Origin of the sequence: Streptomyces sp. NPDC088246 (assembly GCF_044741025.1) — a bacterium.
Taxonomy (GTDB): domain Bacteria; phylum Actinomycetota; class Actinomycetes; order Streptomycetales; family Streptomycetaceae; genus Streptomyces.
Window position 1 is genome coordinate 122,239 of record NZ_JBIURV010000015.1, and the last position, 22,715, is coordinate 144,953.

15 protein-coding genes and 1 pseudogene are annotated in these 22,715 nt (G+C 69.3%); 9 read left to right on the forward strand and 7 right to left on the reverse strand.

Going from position 1 to position 22,715, the window contains the following annotated elements; all coding sequences use genetic code 11:
- Window positions 1–180: 180 nt before the first annotated feature.
- Window positions 181–1,854 carry a PHP domain-containing protein gene (locus ACIPEK_RS21810; RefSeq protein ID WP_401998467.1) on the forward strand — a complete coding sequence of 558 codons (1,674 nt, stop codon included), beginning with the start codon at window positions 181–183 and terminating at the stop codon, window positions 1,852–1,854.
- Between the two features lie 44 nt (window positions 1,855–1,898).
- Here the strand turns inward: ACIPEK_RS21810 and pgm are convergent, their stop codons facing one another.
- The gene (gene pgm / locus ACIPEK_RS21815) at window positions 1,899–3,539 is read right to left on the reverse strand and encodes a phosphoglucomutase (alpha-D-glucose-1,6-bisphosphate-dependent) (RefSeq protein WP_401998470.1); all 1,641 of its coding nucleotides are present in this window, start codon (window positions 3,537–3,539) and stop codon (window positions 1,899–1,901) included.
- 247 nt (window positions 3,540–3,786) lie between these two features.
- Between pgm and ACIPEK_RS21820 the strand changes: the two genes are divergently transcribed.
- From ACIPEK_RS21820 to ACIPEK_RS21850, 7 genes are all read left to right on the forward strand, one after another.
- Window positions 3,787–4,269: a GNAT family N-acetyltransferase gene (locus ACIPEK_RS21820; protein WP_401998473.1), complete on the forward strand. Its 483-nt coding sequence runs from the start codon at window positions 3,787–3,789 to the stop codon at window positions 4,267–4,269.
- A 61-nt stretch (window positions 4,270–4,330) separates the two neighbouring features.
- Window positions 4,331–4,615 carry a hypothetical protein gene (locus tag ACIPEK_RS21825; RefSeq protein ID WP_401998475.1) on the forward strand — a complete coding sequence of 95 codons (285 nt, stop codon included), beginning with the start codon at window positions 4,331–4,333 and terminating at the stop codon, window positions 4,613–4,615.
- A 227-nt stretch (window positions 4,616–4,842) separates the two neighbouring features.
- Complete coding sequence (locus ACIPEK_RS21830; protein ID WP_401998478.1) at window positions 4,843–6,255, forward strand: extracellular solute-binding protein; 1,413 nt, start codon at window positions 4,843–4,845, stop codon at window positions 6,253–6,255.
- Between the two features lie 87 nt (window positions 6,256–6,342).
- Complete coding sequence (locus tag ACIPEK_RS21835) at window positions 6,343–7,305, forward strand: carbohydrate ABC transporter permease (protein WP_401998481.1); 963 nt, start codon at window positions 6,343–6,345, stop codon at window positions 7,303–7,305.
- A 10-nt stretch (window positions 7,306–7,315) separates the two neighbouring features.
- Complete coding sequence (locus ACIPEK_RS21840; protein WP_401998484.1) at window positions 7,316–8,266, forward strand: carbohydrate ABC transporter permease; 951 nt, start codon at window positions 7,316–7,318, stop codon at window positions 8,264–8,266.
- A 113-nt stretch (window positions 8,267–8,379) separates the two neighbouring features.
- On the forward strand, window positions 8,380–10,005 hold the full coding sequence (locus tag ACIPEK_RS21845) for a glycoside hydrolase family 13 protein (RefSeq protein WP_401998487.1): 1,626 nt from the start codon (window positions 8,380–8,382) through the stop codon (window positions 10,003–10,005).
- Between the two features lie 92 nt (window positions 10,006–10,097).
- On the forward strand, window positions 10,098–10,415 hold the full coding sequence (locus ACIPEK_RS21850) for a cupin (protein WP_114242880.1): 318 nt from the start codon (window positions 10,098–10,100) through the stop codon (window positions 10,413–10,415).
- Here the strand turns inward: ACIPEK_RS21850 and ACIPEK_RS21855 are convergent.
- Window positions 10,405–11,670: an MFS transporter gene (locus ACIPEK_RS21855; RefSeq protein WP_401998490.1), complete on the reverse strand. Its 1,266-nt coding sequence runs from the start codon at window positions 11,668–11,670 to the stop codon at window positions 10,405–10,407. The genes ACIPEK_RS21850 and ACIPEK_RS21855 overlap by 11 nt on opposite strands.
- Before the next feature lie 80 nt (window positions 11,671–11,750).
- On the opposite strand from ACIPEK_RS21855, the gene ACIPEK_RS21860 reads away from it, so the two are divergent.
- Window positions 11,751–12,626 (forward strand): LysR family transcriptional regulator, encoded by an 876-nt coding sequence (locus tag ACIPEK_RS21860; RefSeq protein WP_401998493.1) that lies wholly within the window; start codon window positions 11,751–11,753, stop codon window positions 12,624–12,626.
- Window positions 12,627–13,703: 1,077 nt separating this feature from the next.
- Here the strand turns inward: ACIPEK_RS21860 and ACIPEK_RS21865 are convergent.
- From ACIPEK_RS21865 to ACIPEK_RS21885, 5 genes and pseudogenes are all read right to left on the reverse strand, one after another.
- Window positions 13,704–14,375: an HAD family hydrolase gene (locus ACIPEK_RS21865; RefSeq protein WP_401998495.1), complete on the reverse strand. Its 672-nt coding sequence runs from the start codon at window positions 14,373–14,375 to the stop codon at window positions 13,704–13,706.
- A gap of 451 nt (window positions 14,376–14,826) precedes the next feature.
- Entirely contained in the window at window positions 14,827–17,868 is a 3,042-nt protein-coding gene (locus ACIPEK_RS21870; protein WP_401998498.1) for an alpha-mannosidase, read from the reverse strand.
- Window positions 17,869–17,953: 85 nt separating this feature from the next.
- Window positions 17,954–18,807: pseudogene (locus tag ACIPEK_RS21875) on the reverse strand (alpha-amylase family glycosyl hydrolase); the annotation flags it as partial.
- Between the two features lie 78 nt (window positions 18,808–18,885).
- Window positions 18,886–20,640: a glycoside hydrolase family 35 protein gene (locus ACIPEK_RS21880; RefSeq protein WP_401998501.1), complete on the reverse strand. Its 1,755-nt coding sequence runs from the start codon at window positions 20,638–20,640 to the stop codon at window positions 18,886–18,888.
- 93 nt (window positions 20,641–20,733) lie between these two features.
- Window positions 20,734–22,689 carry a glycoside hydrolase family 5 protein gene (locus tag ACIPEK_RS21885; RefSeq protein ID WP_401998504.1) on the reverse strand — a complete coding sequence of 652 codons (1,956 nt, stop codon included), beginning with the start codon at window positions 22,687–22,689 and terminating at the stop codon, window positions 20,734–20,736.
- Between the last annotated feature and the right edge of the window lie 26 nt (window positions 22,690–22,715).

The following is a 22,715-nucleotide window of genomic DNA, read 5'->3' on the forward strand; positions in this document are numbered from 1 at the left end:
CGCTGAACGGACTCCGCCCAGCCGACCCGCAGCCACCACATCCCGCGCGTCACAGGTACGCCCCCCGCCCTTCGGGCCGGGTTCACCCGGCATTTCCGGAATCAGGAAACCCTCACCACGGCGGCGTCACGATCCGGGCCCCGGGCCGTTGCCGCCCTGCACTGAGGAGAATGTCGCGCCATGTCCCACCCCGTGCCCGAATGGGCCGACCCCCAGGTTCCCGCGGAGTCACTCGACCCCCAGGGGCTCAGCCGCCGAGGGCTGATGCGCCGAGCCGGTCTGTTCGGTGCGGCCTTCGCCGCCGCGTCGCTGCCGCTGCCCGCGCTGGCCGACAGCCGGGGAGGGCGGTCCCAGGGACTCGGTCACGGACACGCCCCCGACCTGGTCTATCTGGTCGGCGATCACCACAACCACTCCGTCTACAGCCATGACGCCAAGTACACCTTCTCCCAGCTGGCCTCGGCAGGACAGAAGTTCGGCCTCGACTGGATGGTCTTCACCGAGCACAGCAACATCGGCCATGCCGAGCTCGGCGCCGCTCAGGAGCACCGGGAGATCCTCAAGGCCCGTGCCGACAACGAGCGCATGCTGATCTTCCAGGGCCTGGAGTGGTACATCCCCGGCGCCGAGCACTGCACCGTCTTCTCACCGCCCGGACGGCATGAAGTCGACCTCCTCACCCGTTTCGAGGAAGCCTTCGACGGCAAGCTGCTCGGCTACACCGCCGGTGCCCCCACGCACCCCGACACCCCGCGGAACGAGGCGCACGCGGTCAAGGCCCTCAAGTGGCTGGCCGAGCAGCGCCGCGCCCGGTACGTCGACGACGTGCTCGTCCTCGCCAACCACCCCATGCGGCTCGGCATCGACTCCCCGCACGAGATGCGAGGCTGGCGCGACGCGGCCCCCGAGATCATGATCGGTATGGAGGGTGCCCCGGGCGCCCAGGCCGGGGCGATCCCGGGCTGGCACCCGGACACCAACATCCGCGGCGAGTACACGAATTCACCCTCCGTCGACTCCTGGCCCGGCTACCCGCGCGAGGCGTACGTCACCTACGGGGGCTTCGACTGGGCGACCGCCACCGTCGGTGGCCTGTGGGACGCGATGCTGGCGGAGGGCAAGCTCTTCACGATCACCTCCAACTCCGACGTCCACCGCGTCGCCCAGGACACCTGGGTCAACGGCGCATGGCCGCCCGGCCAGAACTTCGACAACACCGGCCACGTCCCCGACCCGTACAACACCACCGAGCCGCAGCCCGGCGGCGACTTCTGGCCGGGCCAGTTCAGCCGTACGCATGTCGGCGTCACCCGGTACGGCTACCGGCAGGTGATGGAGGGGCTGCGGGCCGGCCGGGTCTGGGTCGACCACGGCCATCTCATCGACGGCATCGACGTCAAGGTGCGCGGCGAGCACGGCAACAGCGCCACACTCGGCGGCCGACTGCGCGCCCGGCGCGGCGAGAAGCTCACCCTCACCGTCACGGTGACGGCCGCTTCCCGCCGCAATCCGTACGGCGTGCTGCCGCGCCTGGAGCACGTCGACGTCATCCGCGGCGCGGTCCGCGGCCCGGCCGCCGACCGCGACGACTGGCACGCCCCGGACACGCGGCTCGCCCACACCGCCGACGTTGCGGGCCGACGCGGCACGTACACCCTGCGCATCCCGGTCGGGCGCGCGGACGAGCCGTTCTACCTGCGGCTGCGCGGCAGCGACGGCAAGCGCCACGGAACGGGATTCCTCGGTGCGTCGGTCGACCCGCACGGCCCGCTCCCGCACGAGCCCGGCAAGGGCAACCCATGGCTCGACACCTGGTTCTACACCAACCCGGTCTTCGTGGACATCGTGCGCTGAGCTCGCCGAACGGCCGGGGCCGCCCGAGGCGGCCCCGGCCGGTCTCAGGCCTCCAGCGCCGCGGAGACCACGGCCTTGGCCTCCTCCTGCACCCGGCCGAGATGGTCGGCGCCCAGGAACGACTCGGCATAGATCTTGTACACGTCCTCGGTGCCCGATGGGCGGGCGGCGAACCAGGCGTTCTCGGTGGTCACCTTGATGCCGCCGATCGGTGCACCGTTGCCGGGCGCCTTTGTCAGCACGGCCGTGACGGGTTCACCGGCCAGGGTGTCGGCGGTGACCTGCTCGGGGGAGAGCCGTGCGAGAACCGCTTTCTGCTCGCGGTCGGCGGGAGCGTCGATCCGGGCGTACGCCGGCTCGCCGAACCGGCCGGTGAGCGCCGCATAGTGCTCGGACGGGGACTTGCCCGTCACCGCGAGGATCTCGGAGGCGAGCAGCGCCAGGATGATGCCGTCCTTGTCGGTCGTCCACACCGACCCGTCTCGGCGCAGGAAGGACGCCCCGGCCGATTCCTCGCCGCCGAACCCGAGCGATCCGTCGGCCAGTCCGTCCACGAACCACTTGAAGCCGACCGGCACCTCGACCAGCTCACGGCCGAGGCCGGTGGCGACCCGGTCGATCATTCCCGAGGAGACCAGCGTCTTGCCGATGCCCGCTGCGGCCGGCCACTGGTCGCGGTGGGCGTACAGGTAGTCGATGGCGACGGCGAGGTAGTGGTTCGGGTTCATCAGCCCGGCGTCGGGTGTGACGATGCCGTGCCGGTCGGCGTCGGCGTCGTTCCCGGTCGCGATCTGATAGCGGTCGCGCTGCCCGATCAGAGAGGCCATCGCGTACGGCGAGGAGCAGTCCATCCGGATCTTTCCGTCCCAGTCCAGCGTCATGAACTGCCAGGTGGGGTCGGTCAGGGGATTGACCACGGTCAGATCGAGCCGGTGCTGTTCGGCGATGCGGCCCCAGTACGCGACCGACGCTCCGCCCAACGGGTCGGCACCGATGCGTACTTCCGCCGAGCGGATCGCGTCCAGGTCGAGCACGGATGGCAGGTCCGCGACGTAGCTGCCGAGGAAGTCGTACGTCCCGGTGGTCGACGCCGCCCGTGCGCGGACATGGGGCAGCCGTCGTACGTCCTTCATTCCGGCCGCGATGATCTCGTTGGCCCGCTCCTGGATCCAGCCGGTGGCCTCGGAGCCGGCCGGGCCGCCGTTCGGCGGGTTGTACTTGAACCCGCCGTCACCGGGCGGGTTGTGGGACGGAGTGACCACCACACCGTCGGCGAGCTGCGAGGTCCGTCCCCGGTTGTGGGTGAGGATGGCGTGCGACACCGCCGGGGTCGGGGTATAGCCGTCGGCCGGATCGATGAGCACGGTCACGTCATTGGCGGCGAACACCTCGATGGCGGTGATCCGGGCCGGTTCCGACAGCGCATGGGTGTCGGCGCCGAGGAAGAGCGGCCCGTCCGTGCCCTGCAGCGCCCGGTACTCGCTGATGGCCTGGCTGGTGGCGGCGATGTGGTCCTCGTTGAACGCGGTGGCCGTGGACGACCCGCGATGGCCGGAGGTACCGAAGGCCACCCGCTGGCCGGGCTCGGCCGGATCCGGGTGCAGCGTGTAATAAGCGGTGACCAGCCGGGCCACGTCGGTGAGATCCTCCGGCCGGGCCGGCTGTCCAGCTCGTTCGTGCGGCATCTGCCCACTCCTCCGTATCGGTCGGTCGTTGCGATCTTCCCCTCCGCTATTTTCGCGGGTGGCCCGCGCCGGTCCGCGACTGCCCCGCCGTGGACACGCACCGGCGCGGAGGGAGGGGCCGGCCCGGATGAACAGCCCAAATCCTGTGGAGGCGTGGCTCCGGTCCGACATAGGTTGTCCACGACGACGAGCAGCCCACCGCAGAGTGCGAGAAGTGGCGGGTTCCGACCGAACGGGAAGAGACGAGATGGCACTGACCGAGTCCGCAGAGGCCGACCGCGTTCTGCTGCGCGAGGCCGCCGCCGAGGACGCGGAGCCGCTCACCCGGCTGTTCCTCGCCTCCCGCGCCGCGGCCATGCCGTACCTGCCGAAGGTGCACAGCGACGAGGACACGCTGGCCTGGATGACCCATGTCGTCCTGCCCGGAACAACGGTGTGGATCGCCGAGACCGGGTCCGGGGACGTGCTGGGGTTCGCCTCCCTCGACGGAACCGAGCTGGAACACCTGTATCTGCGACCCGATGTACGGCGTCGGGGCATCGGCTCGCTGCTCCTGGCCAAGGCGCGCGAGATCGCCCCCGACGAGCTCACTCTGTACGTCTTCCAGCGCAACACCGACGCCCGGGCCTTCTACGAGCGGTACGGCTTCACCGCGGTCGGGTTCGACGACGGCAGCCGCAACGAGGAGAAGGAACCGGACGTCAGGTACCGGTGGACCGCGAACGGCTGATGGCCTGTCCCGCCCGGGACGCGTGCGCGGGCACATCCGCGCAATTGTGTGAGCTCTCCGGATGATCACGCTCAAGGGACTTCAGCAACTACGGCTCATGTGCGTGGCGCCACGCCCCGGCGCGGACATCGTCTCCGCCGGTCTCGGCGGCGGCTCCGTCACACTCGACGGAACCGCCATGGCCAGTCGGCATGTTGCCGGTGTCGCCGCCCTCTGCAAGCAGAGGAACCCGGGCGCCACGCCGAAGGGCATCGCGTTCCGGCTCGACGACCAGTCCACCGAGGACATCCTGTCCTGCCTGAGCCCGGGTGCGCCGAACCGGCTTCTGCACACCGGCGGACTCTGATCCCGGCCGGCTGACAGTGCACGACGAGCGGGGCCCGCAGCCGCAGGGCCCCGCTTCTCGCTCTCGCGCCGCCTGCCATCTGTGCACGCCACATGCATCGCGCTGTCAAACATTTACGAAAATTGCGCGGGATATTGCTCTCCCCTGTATGCGGTGGTTGAGTGTGCCGCGCCCCGGCAGAGTGCAGGCCGAGGGCCTTCCGCGCTCATGCCCGAAGGGGACCACCGATGAGAAGTGCTGGGTTCCGCCGTACACGCCGTGCCTCCGCCGTCACCCTCGTCACCGCGCTCGCCCTGACCGCCCTTGTCTCCTGCGGTACGAGCAGCAGCGGGGGCGGCAAGGGTGACGGATCCGAGGGCTCTTTCGACCCGTCGGCCCCGCTCGACCGGAAGGCGAAGGTGTCGATCTCGATCGACTGCATGCCGCCGGCCGCCAAGGCCGCGGAACTGCGGGAGTGGAACGAGGACATCAAGACGTTCAGGAAGACGTACCCGAACGTCACGATCAACGGGAAGTCCACCCCCGGCCAGTGCCTGGAGCCGCCGCGCTTCACGGCGATGCTCAAGGCGAAGTCGCAACCCGACGTCTTCTACGCCTACTTCACCGACCTGGAGCAGGTGCTCGACAACGGTGGTGCCGAGGACATCTCCGCGTACGTCACCGACAGGACGGTGCCCGCGCTGAAGGACATCCAGCCCCAGGTGGTCGATGTGGCCCGCAAGGACGGCAAGCTCTACGCCCTGCCGACCAGCAACTACACCATGGGCCTGATGATCAACCGGAAGCTGTTCACGCAGGCCGGCCTGGACCCGGACCAGCCACCGGCAACCTGGGACGCGGTCCGGGAGGCCGGCAGGAAGATCGCGGCACTCGGCAAGGGCATCGCGGGCTACGGCGAGTACAGCGCCGGCAACACGGGCGGCTGGCACTTCACCGCAGCCCAGTACTCCCTCGGCGGGGACGTCGTCGACTCCACCGGCAAGAAGGCCGCCTTCAACGACGACACCGGCAAGCAGGTCCTCCAGCAGCTGCACGACATGCGCTGGAAGGACAGCAGCATGGGCCAGACCCAGCTGCTGAAGTGGGGCGATCTGCAGAAGCAGATAGCCAGCGACAAGCTCGGCATGTTCCTCGCCGCACCCGACGACATCACGTACATGGTCCAGCAACTCGGAGCCAAGTACGAGAACTTCGGCATGGGCCCGATCCCCGGCGCCGAGGGAACCCTCTTCGGCGGCAACAACTACATGATCAAGAAGGGCAGTTCGCCCAACCAGATCAAGGCCGCCATCGCCTGGCTCAACTTCAAGAACCTCACCCAGGGCAAGGGCCAGTTCGACTGGGCACGCACCAAGGCCGATCAGCTGCCCGTCGGGCTGCCGCAGCCGAACTTCTTCCTGGGCGCGACCAAGACGAAGGACGACGCACAGCGGGTCGCCAACGCCACCATGCCGGTCGAGAACTTCAAGGCCTTCATGGACAACCCCGTCAAGGGCAAGGCCGAGCCGCCGAAGGCGCAGGAGATCTACAAGATCCTCGACAACGCCATGTCGGGGGTCCTCACCAACAGACACGCCGACATCGACAAACTGCTCTCCACCGCCGAACAGCAGGTCAATCAGGTTCTCGCGAGCCAGTGACGGACGCGCGGGGCCGGGAGCGCACCGCCCCGGCCCGGCATCCGGCCGTCCGTCTGCGCTTCAGCACACCGGCACCGAGGAGACATCATGTCGGCCCCCACCCTGTCCACCAGCAAGGCGACCGGGCCACGCGGTGGACACCAGGGCCCCGCCCGTACGGACTCTGCCCGCCAGGAGTTCCGGCGAGCACTGCGCCGCAATATCTCCGCGCACGGCTTTCTGATCGGAGCGGTGCTCTGCTTCTCGTTCTTCTCCTGGTACCCGATGGTCCGGGAGTTCATCCTGGCCTTCCAGAAGAACGAGGACGGACGGACCACCTGGGCCGGCTGGTCCAACCTCAGCCACGTCCTCAACGACCCGGCCTTCTGGCAGGCCTGGCGCAACACCCTGCTCTTCACCGGGCTCGCGCTCCTGCTGGGCTTCGCGGTGCCATTCGTCGTCGCCGTCGTCCTCAATGAATTCCGGCACGGACAGGGCTACTTGCGACTTCTGGTCTATCTGCCGGTGATGCTGCCCCCGGTCGCCTCCGTACTCCTCTTCAAGTATTTCTACGACCCCGGCTACGGGCTCTTCAACCGCGTCCTGGAACTCTTCCATCTCCCGGCCCGGCAATGGCTCCAGTCCACCGACACGGCCATGCTCTCGGTCGTCATCGCAGCCACCTGGATGAACATGGGCGGCGCCACCCTGATCTATCTCGCCGCCCTCCAAGGCATCCCCGGCGAACTCTACGAAGCGGCCGAGCTCGACGGCGCCGGGCTGCTGCGCAAGGTCTGGCACGTCACCGTCCCGCAGACCAGGCTCATCCTCTCGCTGCTTCTGCTGATGCAGATCATCGCGACGATGCAGGTCTTCACCGAGCCCTTCCTGCTCACCAACGGCGCAGGCCCCGAGGGCTCCACCACCACCGTCGTCTACCTCATCTATCAGTACGCCTTCAACTTCAACAACTACGGCAGCGCGGCGGCACTCGGCCTCGTCCTGCTCGTCGTCCTCGCGGGCTTCTCCGCGGTGTACGTACGACTGAGCCGCAGCAGCGAAGACCAGTAGGGGGCTGACCATGGCATCGAACACCCTTGTCTCCCGACGGCGCGTCCCCGGGCGGCGCAGGGCCGGGCGGCGCGCCGCCGACCAGGGACGCCAACGGACCCTGATCTCACCGGCCCAGCTCGCCAGGCCCCGGGGCAAGACCGTCTACTGGATCGTCTTCGTCCTGGTGATCATCCTGTTCACCGTGGCCTTCCTGGGACCGCTCTACTGGATGGTCACCGGCGGACTCAAGACCACCCAGGAAGCCGTACAGAGCCCGCCCACCGCCTTCCCTACCTCCGTCCACACCGAGAACTACTCCCGGGCCTGGACCGTGATGGACCTGTCCGGACTTCTCTTCAACACCTTCTACTACGCGTTCGGCGCGCTCGCCTTCCAACTGCTCTTCGACGTCGCCGCCGCCTACTCGCTGTCCAGACTCCGCCCGGTGTTCGGCAAGGCCATCCTCGGCATGATGCTGGCCACCCTGATGATCCCGGCCACCGTCCTCGTCGTACCTCAGTACCTCACGGTCCTCGACGTGCCCATCGTGCAGCGCAATCTGCTCAACTCACCCTGGGTCATCTGGCTGCCGTCCGTCACCAACGCCTTCAACATCTTCCTGCTGAAGCGGTTCTTCGACTCGATACCGGGCGAACTGCTGGACGCTGCCGCCATCGACGGAGCCACGCCGCTGCGCACCCTGCGCTCGGTGGTCCTGCCGATCTCCCGGCCGATCCTCGGCGTCGTCTCCATCTTCGCGATCGTCGGTGTGTGGAAGGACTTCCTCTGGCCGATGCTCACCCTGCCCGATCCGGGCAAACAGACCCTCAACGTGGGCATCTACTCGCTGGCGAACGGAGTACCCGAGAACGTACTCATCGCCGCGCTCACCATCGCCTCCGTCCCGACGCTCCTCATCTTCCTGCTCTTCCAGCGCAACATCATGAGCGGTCTCACCGCGGGCGGCCTCAAGGGTTAGCCGCTGCCGTCGAACCGCCGTCCCCCCAGAACTCCGCCGTGGGCCCTCTCCCATCCAGCGCCCCGCTGTCCGGGGCCGGCGGCGGAGTCCCACCTGCCCGAAAGGAACGCCACGTGGCAGCCAGTCTTCCGTCCGAGGCCACCGCGAACTGGTGGCGCGACGCCGCCATCTACCAGATCTATGTACGCAGCTTCGCCGATGGCGACGGTGACGGAACCGGAGATCTGGCGGGAGTACGGGCCAAGCTGCCCCACCTAGTCGAACTGGGCGTGGACGCGATCTGGTTCACCCCCTGGTATCTGTCGCCGCTCGCCGACGGCGGATACGACGTGGCCGACTACCGCACCATCGACCCCGCCTTCGGCAGTCTCGCCGAGGCCGAGAAGCTGATCGCGGAGGCCCGCGAGCTGGGCATCCGTACGATCGTCGACGTCGTCCCCAACCATGTCTCCGACCAGCACGCATGGTTCCGTGCGGCCCTCGCCGCCGGACCCGGCAGCCCCGAGCGGGAACTCTTCCACTTCCGGACCGGACGCGGCACGGACGGTGAGCTCCCGCCCAACGGCTGGGTCTCCGAATTCGGCGGCGTCCCGTGGACCCGGCTCGAGGACGGCGAGTGGTACCTGCACCTGTTCGCCACCCAGCAGCCCGACCTCAACTGGGCACACCCGGCCGTCCGCCAGGAACACGAGGACGTGCTCCGCTTCTGGTTCGAGCGGGGCGTGTCGGGTGTACGGATCGACTCGGCGGCCCTGCTCGTCAAGGACCCCGCACTGCCCGACTTCGTCAAGGGCCGCGACCCCCACCCGTTCACCGACCGCGACGAACTCCACGACATCTACCGCTCCTGGCGGGCCATCGCCGACCAGTACGGGGCGGTCTTCGTCGGCGAGGTCTGGCTCCCGGACAGCGAGCGCTTCGCCCGCTATCTGCGCCCCGACGAACTGCATACCGCCTTCAACTTCAACTTCCTGGCCTGCCCCTGGGCGGCCGGGCAGCTGCGCACCGCGATCGACGACACGATCGCCGAGCACGCCTCGGTCGGCGCCCCCGCCACCTGGGTCCTGTGCAACCACGATGTGACCCGGACCGTCACCAGGTACGGCCGCGAGGACACCGGGTTCGACTTCGGGGCCAAGTCCTTCGGCACACCGACGGACCTGGCACTCGGCACCCGGCGGGCCCGCGCCGCGGCCCTGCTGTCACTGGCCCTGCCCGGTGCGGCCTACCTCTACCAGGGCGAGGAACTGGGTCTTCCGGAGGCGGATATTCCGCGTGACCGGATCCAGGACCCCATGCACTTCCGCTCGGGCGGCACCGACCCGGGACGCGACGGGTGCCGGGTGCCGCTGCCGTGGTCGGCGCAGGCTCCGTACGCCGGCTTCGGCTCCACCGCGGAGCCGTGGCTTCCGCAGCCGGCCGACTGGTCCTCGTACGCCGCCGACCGGCAGAGCGCCGATCCGCAGTCGATGCTCAGCCTCTACCGCGAAGCTCTGCGGCTGCGCCGGACCGAGCCGGGCTTCCGGGTGGCCGCGGGTTCCGGTGCGCTGCTGATGACCTGGCTGCCCTCGGCGCCCGGGGTGCTCGCCTTCACCCGGACCGGAGGACTGATCTGCGTCGCCAATCTGGGCGCGGAACCCGTCGAACTGCCCGGACACACGGACATTCTTCTCACCAGCGGGCCGCTGGACGGGGAGGGGAGGCTCCCGCAGGACACGACGGCCTGGCTGCGGAACTGACCGCGGGGGAACCGGCGGGGGCGACCGGGCAATCCGTGGGGTGGGCCTGCGGCAGGATCGCGGGGGGACGAGGGCTGCGGCACAGTGGGCATATGGACGATCTGAATGCCCTCGCCGACGAGCATCTGGCCGCGGCCCGCACCTCAGCACACGGCCGCAGCGCCCACCGCCTGCTGCATGAGGAACCCCTGCGCCAGACCGTCATCGCCCTCACCTCCGGCTCCGCCCTCGACGAGCACAACGCACCCGCCGCGGCCTCCCTCCAGGTGCTCCGCGGCAGAGTACGCCTCACGGCGCCCTCCGGCGATGTGGAGCTGAGTGCCGGAGGACTCCACCCGATCCCGCAGGAGCGGCACGGGCTGCTGGCGCTGGAGGACGCCGTAGTGCTGCTGACGACCGTCAACGAGTGACGGCGACGGACCCGGGACGTGTGGCGGAGGCCATCCGGACGCGCTCCAGGACCCACAGCACAAGGCTTCCGGCGGCCAGCGAACCGCCCAGCACGCAGATGCCGCTCCAGCCCGCCCGTGCCCAGACCACCGAAGCGAGTGCGGCTCCGGCAGCCCCGCCCATGAAGAAGAGCGTCATGAATCCGGAGTTGATCCGGTTGCGGGCCTCCGGGCGGAGCGCGTAGATCACATTCTGTGCGCTGTTGAGTCCCGCCTGCTGGGCGATGTTCAGCGAGATCACCCCGACCGCCAGCCACAGCAGGGAGGACTCGCCTGCCAGCAGCGGCAGCCAGGAGAGCGTGAGGAGCGCGGCCGCCGTTCCCGACACCGCCTGTACCCGGCCGCGGTCGCTCAACCGGGCCGCGAAGTTCATGCCCACCACACCGATGACGCCCACCAGACCGAAGAGTCCGATGGCGGCCGCGTTCCAGCGGAAAGGGGGCCGGGTCAGCAGAAACGTCAGCGCGGTCAGCTGCACGCTGTACGAGGCCATGGAGAACGCGCCGATGGCTGCCCGCCAGCGCAGCAGTGGCTCCTGCCGCAGCAGGGACAGTGTGGAGCGCAGAAGTCCGGTGTACGACATCGGGGCCGCGTCGCGCTGCCGGGGCAGCCGGGGGAGCCGTTTGTGCAGAAGTATCGCCATGACGGCCATGAGCAGCGCGTTGACCCAGTACGCGGTACGCCAGCCGCCGAGCTCGGACAGTGCGCCGGAGGCCATCCGCCCGAACAGCCCGCCGAGCAGGACACCGGACATGACGACGCCGACGATCCTGCCGCGTTCGGCCGGAGCCGCGAGCGTCGCCGCGAACGGCACCACGACCTGCGCGCCGACGGAGGTCAGCGCGGTGAACAGGGTCCCGGCGATCAGCAGGGGGCCGGTGGGGGCAGCGGCCGTGGCCAGGAGGAAGAAGGCGGTCAGCGCGAACAGGCTCACGGCGAGTCGCCGGCGTTCCATGATGTCCCCGAGGGGAACGAGCAGGATCAGGCCCAGCGCGTATCCGGCCTGGGCGGCGGTCACGAGCAGCCCCGCCGCGGTGACACCGATGTGCAGATTCGCCTCGATGATGTCGAGCAGCGGCTGCGCGAAATAGTTGCCGGCGGCCGAGAGTCCGGCGGCGAGGGCCATCAGCAGGACGAGGCCGCGCCCGAGAGCGGGCGAATCGGGGAGAGTGCGCGGGACGGCCCGGCTTCGGGTCCCGTGTGTGGAATGAGCCATGTCCCTCAGCGTCGGGGATCCACCATCCATGAGTCCAACACATGTTTTTCATTTCATCGATCGTGGTTCACGATGGATGGATGGAACTTCAGCAGATGCGGTACGTCGTGGCGGTGGCCGAACTGGGGAACTTCACCCGCGCCGCGAAGAGGTGTCTGGTCGTCCAGTCCGCGTTGAGCCATCAGATCGCGCGGCTGGAGAAGGAGCTGGGGGCCCGGCTCTTCGACCGCACCAGCCGTCAGGTGCGGCTCACCGCGGCGGGCGAGGCGTTCCTGCCGGAGGCCAGGCAGGCGCTGGACGCGGCGGAACGGGCCCGTGCCGAAGTGGCCGCCACAGCGGGGGAGGTCCGCGGACGCCTGGCGGTCGGAGCCATCCCGACCGTCGCCGCGGTCGATATCCCGGCCGCGCTGCGGGCGTTCCACCTCCGCTACCCGAAGGTGCACATCGTCCTGCGCGACGGGGCGAGCAAGGACCTGGTCCAGGAAGTGCGGGACGGCGCGCTCGACGTGGCGTTCCTGGGCGTGCTGCCGAGCTACCGGCCGAAGGGCGTGAGCGATCGCGAACTCGCCACGGGCGAACTGGTCGCCGTCGTGGCCCCCACCCACTCCCTGGCCGGTGAGGCGGAAGTGGGTCTGGAACAGCTGGCGAAGGAGATGTTCGTCGACTACCCCGACGGCACCGCGGCCCGGGCACAGTCGGAGGAGGCGTTCGCGGCGATGGGGCTCACCCGTGAGGTGGCCTTCGAGGTCAGCGGCACCGACTTCATCGTCCGGCTGGTCCGCAGCGGGCTCGGCATCGCCATGCTTCCGGCCGCCTTCGCGGCGGAACTGACCGGAGTACATGTGCTGCCCGTCCGCGACGCGCCCGCCCGCACGGAGCGGTTGGTCTGGAGCCGCTTGCGCCCCACCCCGGCCGCTGCGGCGTTCCTGACCGGACTCGGTGTCGACGCCGGCTGAACATTGGCTTCAGCCTTCCGTCGGCGACCGGCGGCGGCTTTGCGGGAAGTCCCGCTCGGCCAGGGGCACCAGTTCGCCGTCCGGGCCCGAGCAACGCGCCGCGCCGCGGCGCGAGTCGGTGAGCAACATGAGCGCGAGCAGCCCGCCATCTTCCCCCGCTTTGACGCGGTCCCGACGCCTCGTCTGTCTGCCCGCTGTGTTGTTTGGGTGCCGTTCTGGCGTCATGGGCGAAGGACTTCTCCCGCGCAAGGACTACGGCGCTCAGCGCGACGGTCAGCACGGACTCGAGCGCGGGCACACGTACGCCGGGTTGGTCGGGGGCCACTCGATGGGCTCCTGCTCGACGTCATGGCCTGGAGCGACGAGGTCGTCGCCACGGGGGCCGTGCTTCCGAGGTCACTCGGCCAATTCGGAGCCAGGCGGACAGGCTGCCTACGCCCCGCGCCCGGGAAGCCAGCTTTGTCCGGGACTGCAGCGGTGATAAGCCGTGAGCTGCGACCTGGGGACGGTGCTGGCGTCCAGCGGGCGCGGCTGACCGTGGGCCCGGCTGTTGGCGGGATGGCCGCCGACGCGGTGCCAAGGGGCGTCCTGCGTTGACAGGCGGCCACGGTGGGTCGGCGGGTGCCGGTTTCTTGGGCGAGATTCGCGGTGGGATCGGCCAGCAGCGAGGCTGGGTGCGAGGAGAAGCCGCGAGGCTCCAAGTGGGGTGGTCGAGGCTCGGACCGGCCCAGACAGTCCAGGTGACGAGGCTGCTGTTCGGTTGTTGGGCGGCAGAGGCGTCGAACTGGACGCCCGCCTCTGTTGGGAGGCCGGTGAAACCGTTGATGTGTTCCCGATGACGCACCATGTGGAGTGCGTCGCCATCCTTGAACCGGCCGCGAAGGGCTTCTGACCTGGTATTTTGCTGGTGCGCGTTGTGTGCGGTGAGGTTCCCCCGAGATGCGGCGCCTTTCCACCGGACGAGCGTAGACCACCCGGCCTACCGGAAACCCTGTAGGCCATTCAGACGAACCACGCCTGATTCCTGGTAGACCCAGGTTCTCGCGAACATGCGAGCGCGAGCAGTGGGTGACGGCATCAGGCGGTCTGCGTCGTCGGCACGGTCAGCGCGGAGAGCAGCGCCAGGTCGACCTGTTCGAGGCTGTCCAGCAGGGTGATCCGGTCGGCCTTGGCGATCGGCACGGTGGAGGGAACGGCCACCACCGAGCAGCCGGCGGCGCGCGCGGAGGCGACCCCGGTCGGAGTGTCCTCGACGGCCACGCAGTTCGAAGGGTCCAGTCCGAGTCGATCAGCGGCGGCCAGGTAGGGGGCAGGGTCGGGCTTGGTGCGCTCGGTGTCCTCGGCGGCGAGGGCGACGGTGAACCACTGATCGCCGAGGCTGCCGAGGACCAGGTCTACTACGCGGCGGGGGGAGGACGAGACCAGCGCGGTAGGCACGGCAGCGTCGCACAGTTCGGCGAGCAGCGCCAGTGCGCCGGGCCGGGGGACGACCTCGGCGGCGACCTTGCTGCGGAAAGCGTCGCTGAGGAGTTCGGCCAAGGTATCCGCAGTGAAGCTGGTCCGGGTCATGCGGTACAGATGGGCGGCGGTGTGGTCGACGGCGCGGCCGAGCACCTCGGGCAGGTCCTCCTCGGTGAGGGTGTGGCCGAGGCCGGCGGCGAGTTCGGCGGTGACCTGGAGCCAGAGGTGCTCGGTGTCGACCAGGGTGCCGTCCATGTCGAACAGGACGGCGGCGGGGAGTGCAGGCACGGCGGTCCTACCTTTTTTGGTCGTGGGTTGGCTGATCACTTGTAAGGTCGGTGACCCCGGGGATCTATGACCGGCATGGTGGAGCCGATGGAGTGGCTTAAGGAACACGGCTGCTCGGAGCCCCGCGACGACTCGACCGTCAATTGGGATGTGCGACTTGATCGCTTTGCAGGGCTCTGTCGGTGAGGTCGGTCCTGGTGAAGGCGTTCCTCAAGGCGGCGTCCTCGCTGAGGGCGGCGTGTTGGAGGAGTCCCGCACCGGAACTCCGCGAGGGGGCATCACCTGTCCGGCCCGGGGGCGGGTACGGACGGACGGATGGCCTGCCAGGAAACTGGCTCTGACGGCTCTGCGACAGGATTGCGCGGTCTCCGGATACCGCGGCACCCTCGCGGGGTGAGATCCCACCAGCACGCTGCGGACGGTGGAGACGGCCCGTCCCGGAGGGCCTCGGTCAGTCACCCGCCCGGCGCCTCAGCCGGAGAGTGAGGATCTGGAACGGGCGGAGTGCCAGGCGCACCCTTCGGCCGTCCGCTTGTACGGCGTCCACGTTCTCGCGCGGGTCGAGTTCGCGCTTCAGCAGATCGGTCTCGGCCGCCGACGCCAGCGGGAAGCCGGCGGTCAGAACGGTTCGTGCGCGTCCGCCGTGGGCCTCGTAGAGGCGTACGACGATGTCGCCGGAACGATCGTCGGCAAGTTTGACCGTCTCGATGACGACGGCCTCGTTGTCCGCGGTGACGAGCGGGTGGACCTCGGTCGAGCCGGGGAGGCTGCGCTCCGGCTGGTTGAACGCGTAGCCCTCGCGGACGGCGTCGGCGATGTCGGCGCCGATGACGAACCCGTATCGCAGGCGGTGGTGGCCCTGGTCGGCATCCGGGTCGGGGAAGCGGGGAGCGCGGAGCAGGGAGAGCCGGACGGTGGTGGTGGTGCCGCCGTCGGCGCGGACGTCTCGGGTGACCTCGTGCCCGTAGGTCGAGTCGTTGACCACAGCCGCGCCCCACCCCCGTTCGCCGAGGTGCAGGAAGCGGTGGGCGCAGATCTCGAACTTGGCGGCGTCCCAACTGGTGTTGGTGTGGGTGGGGCGCCGGACGTGTCCGAAGGGGATCTCCGCACTGGAGTGGTCGGCCCGCACGTCGAGCGGGAAGGCGGCCTTGAGGAGCTTCTCCTTCTCGTGCCAGTCGATCTCGGTGTCGATGTCCAGGCGTCGGGAGCCCTTGGACAGGGAGACCAGCTGTTCGATGCGGGAGTCGCCGAAGGTCCGTACGATCCGGACACCGCCTTCCTCTGCCCTGACCGAGTCGGCGTCGAGGAGGTTGTGAACGGTGTTGCGGTAGAAGGCGTCAATGTCCCAGGCGTCGTACTCGTTGGGGAAGTCCTGGTGCAGCTGGAGGAGGTTGGCGGCGGTGCCGGGGGCCAGCGCTTCGCGGTCGGCCGCGATGTCGTACGCCGAGGTCACCAGGCCCTGGGCGTCGATCTTGACGCGGACCAGGCCGTTGTCCAGCACGAAGCCGTCCCCGCAGGGGACCGGGGCGACGGGTCGGCCCGGCGGCCCGGTCCGGAGCGTGGCGCCGAGGGCGGGGACGCCGTCGCGGGCGAACGGAGCGGCGTTGAAGACCAAGGGCAGGTTGCCTTCGCCGGCAAGGGCGCGCTGGGCGGCGTGCGTGATCGCGCACAGCTCGGCGGTGACGGCGGCGTAGGTCTGTTCCGCCTCCCGGTGCACCCAGGCGATGGAGGAGCCGGGCAGGATGTCGTGGAACTGGTGCAGCAGGACCGTCTTCCACAGCCGGTCCAGGGCCCGGTAAGGGTACGCGAATCCGGTGCGCACGGCGGCGGTCGCCGACCACAGCTCGGCCTCTCGCAGCAGGTGCTCGCTGCGTCGGTTGCCCTGTTTGGTCCTCAGCTGGCTGGTCAGCGTGCCGCGGTGGAACTCCAGGTACAGCTCCCCCTGCCACACCGGCGCGTCGGGGTATTCGGCGTGTGCCCGCTCGAAGAAGTCCGCGGGGCTCTCGATGACGACCCTGGCCGAGCCCTCCAGGTCGACGAGACGCTCGGCCCGGGCCAGCATCTCCCGGGTGGGGCCGCCGCCGCCGTCTCCGTAGCCGAACGGGAGCAGCGAGCTGTTGGCTGCCTCCTTGTCCTGGAAGTTGCTGACGGCATGGGCGAGTTCGGCGCCGGTGATCTCGGCGTTGTAGGTGTCGACCGGCGGGAAGTGGCTGAAGATCCTGGTGCCGTCGATGCCCTCCCACCAGAAGGTGTGGTGCGGGAACTTGTTGGTGGTGTTCCAGGAGATCTTCTGGGTGAGGAACCACCGGACCCCGGCCAGTTTCATCAGCTGCGGCATGGCCGCGTTGTAGCCGAAGGTGTCGGGAAGCCACATCTCCTCGGTCTCGACGCCGAACTCGTCGAGGTAGAAGCGCTTTCCATGGATCAGCTGCCGGGCGAGGGCCTCGCCGCCGGTGATGTTGGTGTCCGGTTCCACCCACAGGCTGCCGACGGGGAGGAACTGCCCCTTCTTCGCCTTCTCCTGAACCCGGCCGTAGACCTCGGGGCGGTGCTCCTTGAGCCAGGCCAGCTGCTGGGCCTGGGACATGGCGAAGAGGAAGCCCGGGTGGTCGTCCATGAGATGGGTGACATTGGAGAGCGTCCTGGCGACCTTGCGGACGGTTTCGCGCAGCGGCCACAGCCAGGCGGTGTCGATGTGGGCGTGTCCGACGGCGGACATGCGGTGGGCGCTGGCGGCCGCGGGGGCGGCGAACGCCGGGCGCAGCACCTCGCGGGCGGCGGTGGCGCTGCCGGCGATGTCCTGCAGGTCGACTGCGTCCAGGGCCCGCTCGATGGTGTGCAGGAGCTGCCAGCGGCGCGGGTCGGCCTCGGGCAGTTCGCGCATGAGCCCCCCGAGGCCGTCCAGGTCGTGGACGAGTTCCCACACCTGTGCGTCGAAGACCGCCAACTCCAGTCGGAGCAGCTGGTACAAGGGTGCGCTCTCGGAGCCGACTCCCGTCATCCAGGAGGGCCGGTCCCCGGTCCGGGACGGGATGTGGTCATCGACCAGGTTGGGGTTGGCGGCGGCCTCGACGTAGTAGGTGAACTCCTCGCCGCCGACCGCCGGGTCGGCGACCGGGATATAGGCGTTGCGGGGGTTGAGGGCTTTCACCACGCTGCCGTCCGCCCGGTAGACCAGGCCCTCGGTGGAGAAGCCCGCGCCGGTGACGTTGAAGCCGAGGTCGATGACCGCCTCGACCCGCAGGCCGGTCCACTCCTCCGGAACCCTGCCGCTGATCCTGAACCAGCTCGTGGACCAGGGCGGCCCCCACCGGTGCCCGAGCGTCACGGGTTCGTACGGTGCGGCCAGGCCGTCGGCCACGGGGACCGGCTCGCCCGGCACGCTCCAGATCGCGATCTCGACCGGGACGGGACGGGCGTGGACCGCGGGCCGGATGCGCTGGTTCAGCACCCGGTCGAGCCGCTGCTCGGTGAGGCGTCGCTTGCTGTGCATGGATTCCTCTGTCGTCGGTGGAGGACGGTGATCTTGTTGCGGCCGGCCAGCCGGCCGTCAGGAGCGGTGCGGGAACGGGGCGCCAGACCGTCCACCACACCGTGGTGTTCGCGGCCGGCTCGAAGCTCGCGCCGTGGAGCTGTTGGTGGGACTGACCGGGGAGCTGGCGAGCAGTAGACGCCCGGGTGCGGGGATGTGTACCGCCTCATCGGTGGTGTTCATCGTGCAGACGAAGCCCTGGCGGCGGAAGACGAGCACCGCCCGCAGGCGCGTCGGTCCATTCGACGGCATCACCTGCGCCGAGGCCCGGGTGCGTCCGCCGTACCGCGAGCGCGCTGCGGTACAACTCATGCGTCGAGTCCGGGTCGCCGGTCCGGGCTTCGACGCCGAGGGTTCCCCAGCCCTCGGGCTGCGGCAGGCAGCTGCCGCCCGTGCCGAAACCGTACGAGGTGCCCTCGACCGTCCACGGGATCGGTACCCGGCAGCCGTCGCGGAAACCGTCCTTCCCCTGGGAGCGGGTGAAGGTGCCGATCCCGGGCCCTCCTCCAGTGCGCGGAGGAGCCACTCGTGCTGGTCGGAGGAGTGGTTGGGCACGAGGTCCACGATGATGCGCAGCCCAAGCGCGTGGGCCTCCCGGATCAGCGCGTCGGCGTCAAGCAGCGTGCCGAGCGTGGGCTGGACCGCACGGTGGTCGGCGATGTCGTAGCCGATGTCGGCCTGTGGGGAGGCGTAGAAGGGGTTCAGCCACAGGGCGTCGATGCCGAGCTCCTTCAGATACGACAGCCGGCTGCGCACGCCCGGGAGGTCGCCCACGCCGTCGCCGTTCCCGTCGGCGAAGCTGCGCGGGTACAGCTGGTGGATGACGGCCTGACTCCACCGGATTGCCGGGGATCCGGCCGGGGCGGCGCTGTCATGGGCACCGGCAGGGTGCTGGGGCATTCTCGGTCCCTCTGGATGTTCGTGTCGGCGTGGCCGGTCGGTCCACCGGCTGAGGCGTACCGACCGGTGTCGCGGACGTCAGTCCTCGATGGGGCCCAGATCTGGAGTGCCCCGAAGTTCCACCGTGCGGGCGGTGGAGCCGTGCAGCTCGAGGACCGTGATCTCGTTCCGGCCGGTATTCAGGATCGGTGCGGGGACGTAGAGCGTGGTCTGCGGTCCTCGGGACCAGTAGCGGCCGAGTGCGAAGCCGTTGATCCAGACGTGGCCCTTGGTCCAGCCGTCCAGGGCGATGTAGCCGTCGGCCGGCTGCTCGATGTCCAGGTGTCCACGGTGGAACGTGGGGCCGACCGGGGGCGAGGCGGGATCGAACGCGGTGAAGGACAGCCGGCCCAGGTCGTCGAGAGGTAGCGACCGGCTGTACCAGCCGTCCGGGGCCAGTGCGTTGACGGAGACCTCGCCGAGCAGTCCCTTGCGGTCGTGCATGCCCTGCCCGTAGTTGACCCTGCCCTGGTTCTCCACCAGCACGGCCAATTGCGCGCCGCGCCTGGGGGTGCGGAAGGCGAGGGTGTGCTCATGGTTCTCGCGTTCCAGGACGCCGACCGGCTGGCCGTCGACGAAGACCTGGGCGCGATCGCGCACCTCGGCGATGCGGAGGACGGCCGGACCGGCCGCCGGGAGCGCCGTCTCGTACAGGAGGAATCCGAAGGACTGGCCGAGCCGTTCCATGACCTGCGGGCGGTCGGCGTGCACCGCGCTGCCGAGCCGCTCGCACTGGTCCAGGAGGCTTGCGCATGCGGTGAGTTCGGCGACGGCCGGGGCGAGCTTGGGCGCGGGCGCGGGTACCGGCTCCTCGGGGACGGGCGCGTACCGGGCGATGACCTCGCGGAAGGCGGCGTATTTGGGGGCGGGGTCGCCGGCCTCGTTCAGGGGCGCGTCGTAGTCGTACGACGTGACGGTGGCGCGGTAGGTGCCCTTGTCGTTGGCGCCGTTGGTGAAACCGAAGTTGGTGCCGCCGTGGAACATGTAGATGTTGACCGAGGCACCGGCCGCGAGCAGCCGGTCGAGGTCCGCCGCGGCGTCGGCCGCGCTGCGGGTGACATGGGTGCCGCCCCAGCGGTCGAACCAGCCGATCCAGAACTCGCTGCACATCAGCGGCCCGGACGGCTGATGCGTGCGCAGTGCGGCGAGCCCGGCGTCCACCCGGCTGCCGAGATTGACGGTGCGCAGGACGCCGTCGAGGCCGCCACGCTCCAGGTCGGCGGGCTGGTCGCAGGTGAACAGCGGCACGTCGATTCCGTGCCGGTGCAGCAGCTCCGCCAGATTCTCCAGATAGCCGGAGTCGTCGCCGTACGCGCCGTACTCGTTCTCCAGTTGTACGGCGAGGACCGGGCCGCCACGCGTGGAGAGGTGAGGAAGGACGGGCGGCAACAGGGCGCCGAGGTAGTCGTCCACCGCCTTCAGGAAGCGCGGGTCGCGGCTGCGCAGTTCGATGTCCTCGTCGGCGAGCAGCCAGGAGGGCAGGCCGCCGCCCTCCCACTCGGCGCAGATGTACGGGCCGGGGCGGAGCAGCACGTGCAGGTCCTCGGCGGCGGCCAGATCGAGGAACCGCGAGAGATCGAGACCTCCGTCCAGCCGGAACTCACCCGGACGGGGCGAGTGGAGATTCCATGGGACGTAGGTCTCGATCGTGTTCAGCCCCATCAGGCGTGCCTTGCGAAGCCGGTCGGCCCACTGCTCCGGATGGATCCGGAAGTAGTGCAGCCCGCCGGAGATGATCCGCAGCGGTCGGTCGTCGAGACGGAAGCCGTCTGCGGCAACCTCGAGTCGTGGCATGGCCGTGGTCTCCTCGATGATGGAACTGATGGAACTGATGGAACTGATGGAACTGATGGAACTGATCGAACTGATGGAACTGATGGCGGTGGGTCAGCTCAGCGGACGACAGAGCAGTGCGTCGGGGACACCGCCGTGGTTCCACTTCCAGGTGAAGGCGACGCCGGCGACGTACTCGTTGTCGGTGCACTGACCCTTGTAGTAGCCGGGAGCCCAGTCGCTCTCGACCGAGCCGCCCGTGGCGGGGCGGTTGTTGCCCTGGTCGAACCAGACGTTGCGGCCGTTGAGCGGCAGCGGTGCCGCGGACGGTGCGCAGAGCAGGCCGGCCATGGCGTTGCCACTGACGCTGTAGCCGACGGCGAAGGTGTTGTCGGGGCACTGGAGCTTGTTGTAGCCCGAGGCCCAGTCACCGTGGGTGACGTAGCGCTCGTCATGGACGGCCACCCAGTCACCGGCACCCTTGGCGGGCTGGTTCGCGTCGGTGCACAGGCCGCGCTTGTCACTGCGGCCGAGGCCGGTCAGGCGCTGGCTGTCGGGGCAGTTGCCCTTGCGGTAGCCGGGGCTCCAGTCGCCCTGGGCGAGCATGCGGGAGGAGACGTTGTGGTCCCGGAAGTCGAGGTCGAGCATGTTCCAGTGGTTGACCTGTGCGACCGGACCGGAGACGCCAGCGCCATTGACCAGCTTGTTCCAGTCGGCGGACCGCCAGTCACCGGCGTCGTTGAGGCTCTGCCGATTGCCGGCGGAGTCGTAGGAGATCAGGGCCCAGTTGTCCTGCGGCACACCGTTGGCACCGGTCCATCCGACCAGCGGCCAGATGGCGAAGTCGGTGTCGTTCTCGACCAGGATGTCGGTGAAGTTGTCGAACCAGGTCTTCTCCTTGGCGTCGTCCGACCCCCGGCCGGCTGCGCCGAACTCGCTGATCCAGACGGGGGCAGTGAAGTGCTGGCCGGACTGGGTGACGAACAGGGCCTCGTCGTGCACCAGTTGCTTCAGCTTGTCGAGCGGGAAGTCCTCGTACGGCCAGTCGTTGGTGTGACCCGGTCCGCTGTCGGCACCCGTGTAGTTCGGCCCGGTGTAGCCGTAGAAGTGCGCGGCGTAGACCAGCTTCCCCGAGGTGGTGAGGGTGTTGGAGAGTTCGCGGACCGGGGTCAGCATCGGCCTGCCGTAGTCCAGCCCGTCCAGCGGGATGCCGTACCAGTTGATGCCCTCCATGATGATCAGCATGTCGGGGTCGGCCTGCAGGATGCGGGTGCCCGCCAGCTCGAAGGCCGCGTACACGTCGTGATCGTCGCCCCGGCCCCAGTTGGGATCGTCCCAGGTGTCGCGGCGGATCTCGTTGCGCAGGTCGGCGCCGACCACACGCTTGTTCGCCTTGTAGCGGTTCACCAGGAAGAGCCAGTCGTCCTGCCACTGCTGGGTGGACTGGCCGCTGTTCCAGCGCTCGTTACCGTCCAGGCCGCAGCAGAAGCGGTAGGTGGTGGTGTGGTTGTTGAGGATGACCGCGAACCCCTCGGCGGTCAGGGCCGCCACCACCGCGTCGAACACCTGCAGCGGGGTCTTGCCCTTCAGCTGCGGGTTGGCCGCGACCGCCGAGTCCGGTACGACCGTGGTGTCGTGCATCATCGCGTTGGCGAAGGGCAGCCGGATGCTGTTCAGCCCGAGCGCGTGGAAGTCGTCCGTGATCTGCTTCATCGGCGCGCGGTCCAGGCCCAACGGGATGTTGTGCGACATCTGGTCCGCCTGGTGGTTCGCGGGGTCGTTGACGTCGCCGCTGCCCTCGTAGGTGCCCTGGGCACCGGCCCAGTTGCCGGCCTTCAGCTTGAAGCGGTTGCCATCGGCATCGACGATGTACCGCCCGCGGGTACTCAGCGGCCCCGTCCAGGAGGCTGCCAACTGCGGTCCGGTCATTGGAGTAGTGGTGTTGGTGCTGGGGGGCGCTGCGACTGAGCCGGTGGTTCCCGCGAGAACGAGGGTGACCGCGGCTGCCGTGGCAGGCAGGATTCGGGAGAAGAATCTCCTGACGGCGGGAGCCGACCTGTCGGATCTCATGATTGTCCCCTCCAAGGGTGGGGTGG

Excerpts from the sequence above, each read along its gene's own strand:
- ACIPEK_RS21810 (WP_401998467.1), top strand. The coding sequence starts at position 181 with ATGTCCCACCCCGTGCCCGAATGGGCCGACCCCCAGGTTCCCGCGGAG.
- pgm (WP_401998470.1), bottom strand. The coding sequence starts at position 3,539 with ATGCCGCACGAACGAGCTGGACAGCCGGCCCGGCCGGAGGATCTCACC.
- ACIPEK_RS21820 (WP_401998473.1), top strand. The coding sequence starts at position 3,787 with ATGGCACTGACCGAGTCCGCAGAGGCCGACCGCGTTCTGCTGCGCGAG.
- ACIPEK_RS21825 (WP_401998475.1), top strand. The coding sequence starts at position 4,331 with ATGATCACGCTCAAGGGACTTCAGCAACTACGGCTCATGTGCGTGGCG.
- ACIPEK_RS21830 (WP_401998478.1), top strand. The coding sequence starts at position 4,843 with ATGAGAAGTGCTGGGTTCCGCCGTACACGCCGTGCCTCCGCCGTCACC.
- ACIPEK_RS21835 (WP_401998481.1), top strand. The coding sequence starts at position 6,343 with ATGTCGGCCCCCACCCTGTCCACCAGCAAGGCGACCGGGCCACGCGGT.
- ACIPEK_RS21840 (WP_401998484.1), top strand. The coding sequence starts at position 7,316 with ATGGCATCGAACACCCTTGTCTCCCGACGGCGCGTCCCCGGGCGGCGC.
- ACIPEK_RS21850 (WP_114242880.1), top strand. The coding sequence starts at position 10,098 with ATGGACGATCTGAATGCCCTCGCCGACGAGCATCTGGCCGCGGCCCGC.
- ACIPEK_RS21855 (WP_401998490.1), bottom strand. The coding sequence starts at position 11,670 with ATGGCTCATTCCACACACGGGACCCGAAGCCGGGCCGTCCCGCGCACT.
- ACIPEK_RS21860 (WP_401998493.1), top strand. The coding sequence starts at position 11,751 with ATGGAACTTCAGCAGATGCGGTACGTCGTGGCGGTGGCCGAACTGGGG.
- ACIPEK_RS21870 (WP_401998498.1), bottom strand. The coding sequence starts at position 17,868 with ATGCACAGCAAGCGACGCCTCACCGAGCAGCGGCTCGACCGGGTGCTG.
- ACIPEK_RS21880 (WP_401998501.1), bottom strand. The coding sequence starts at position 20,640 with ATGCCACGACTCGAGGTTGCCGCAGACGGCTTCCGTCTCGACGACCGA.
- ACIPEK_RS21885 (WP_401998504.1), bottom strand. The coding sequence starts at position 22,689 with ATGAGATCCGACAGGTCGGCTCCCGCCGTCAGGAGATTCTTCTCCCGA.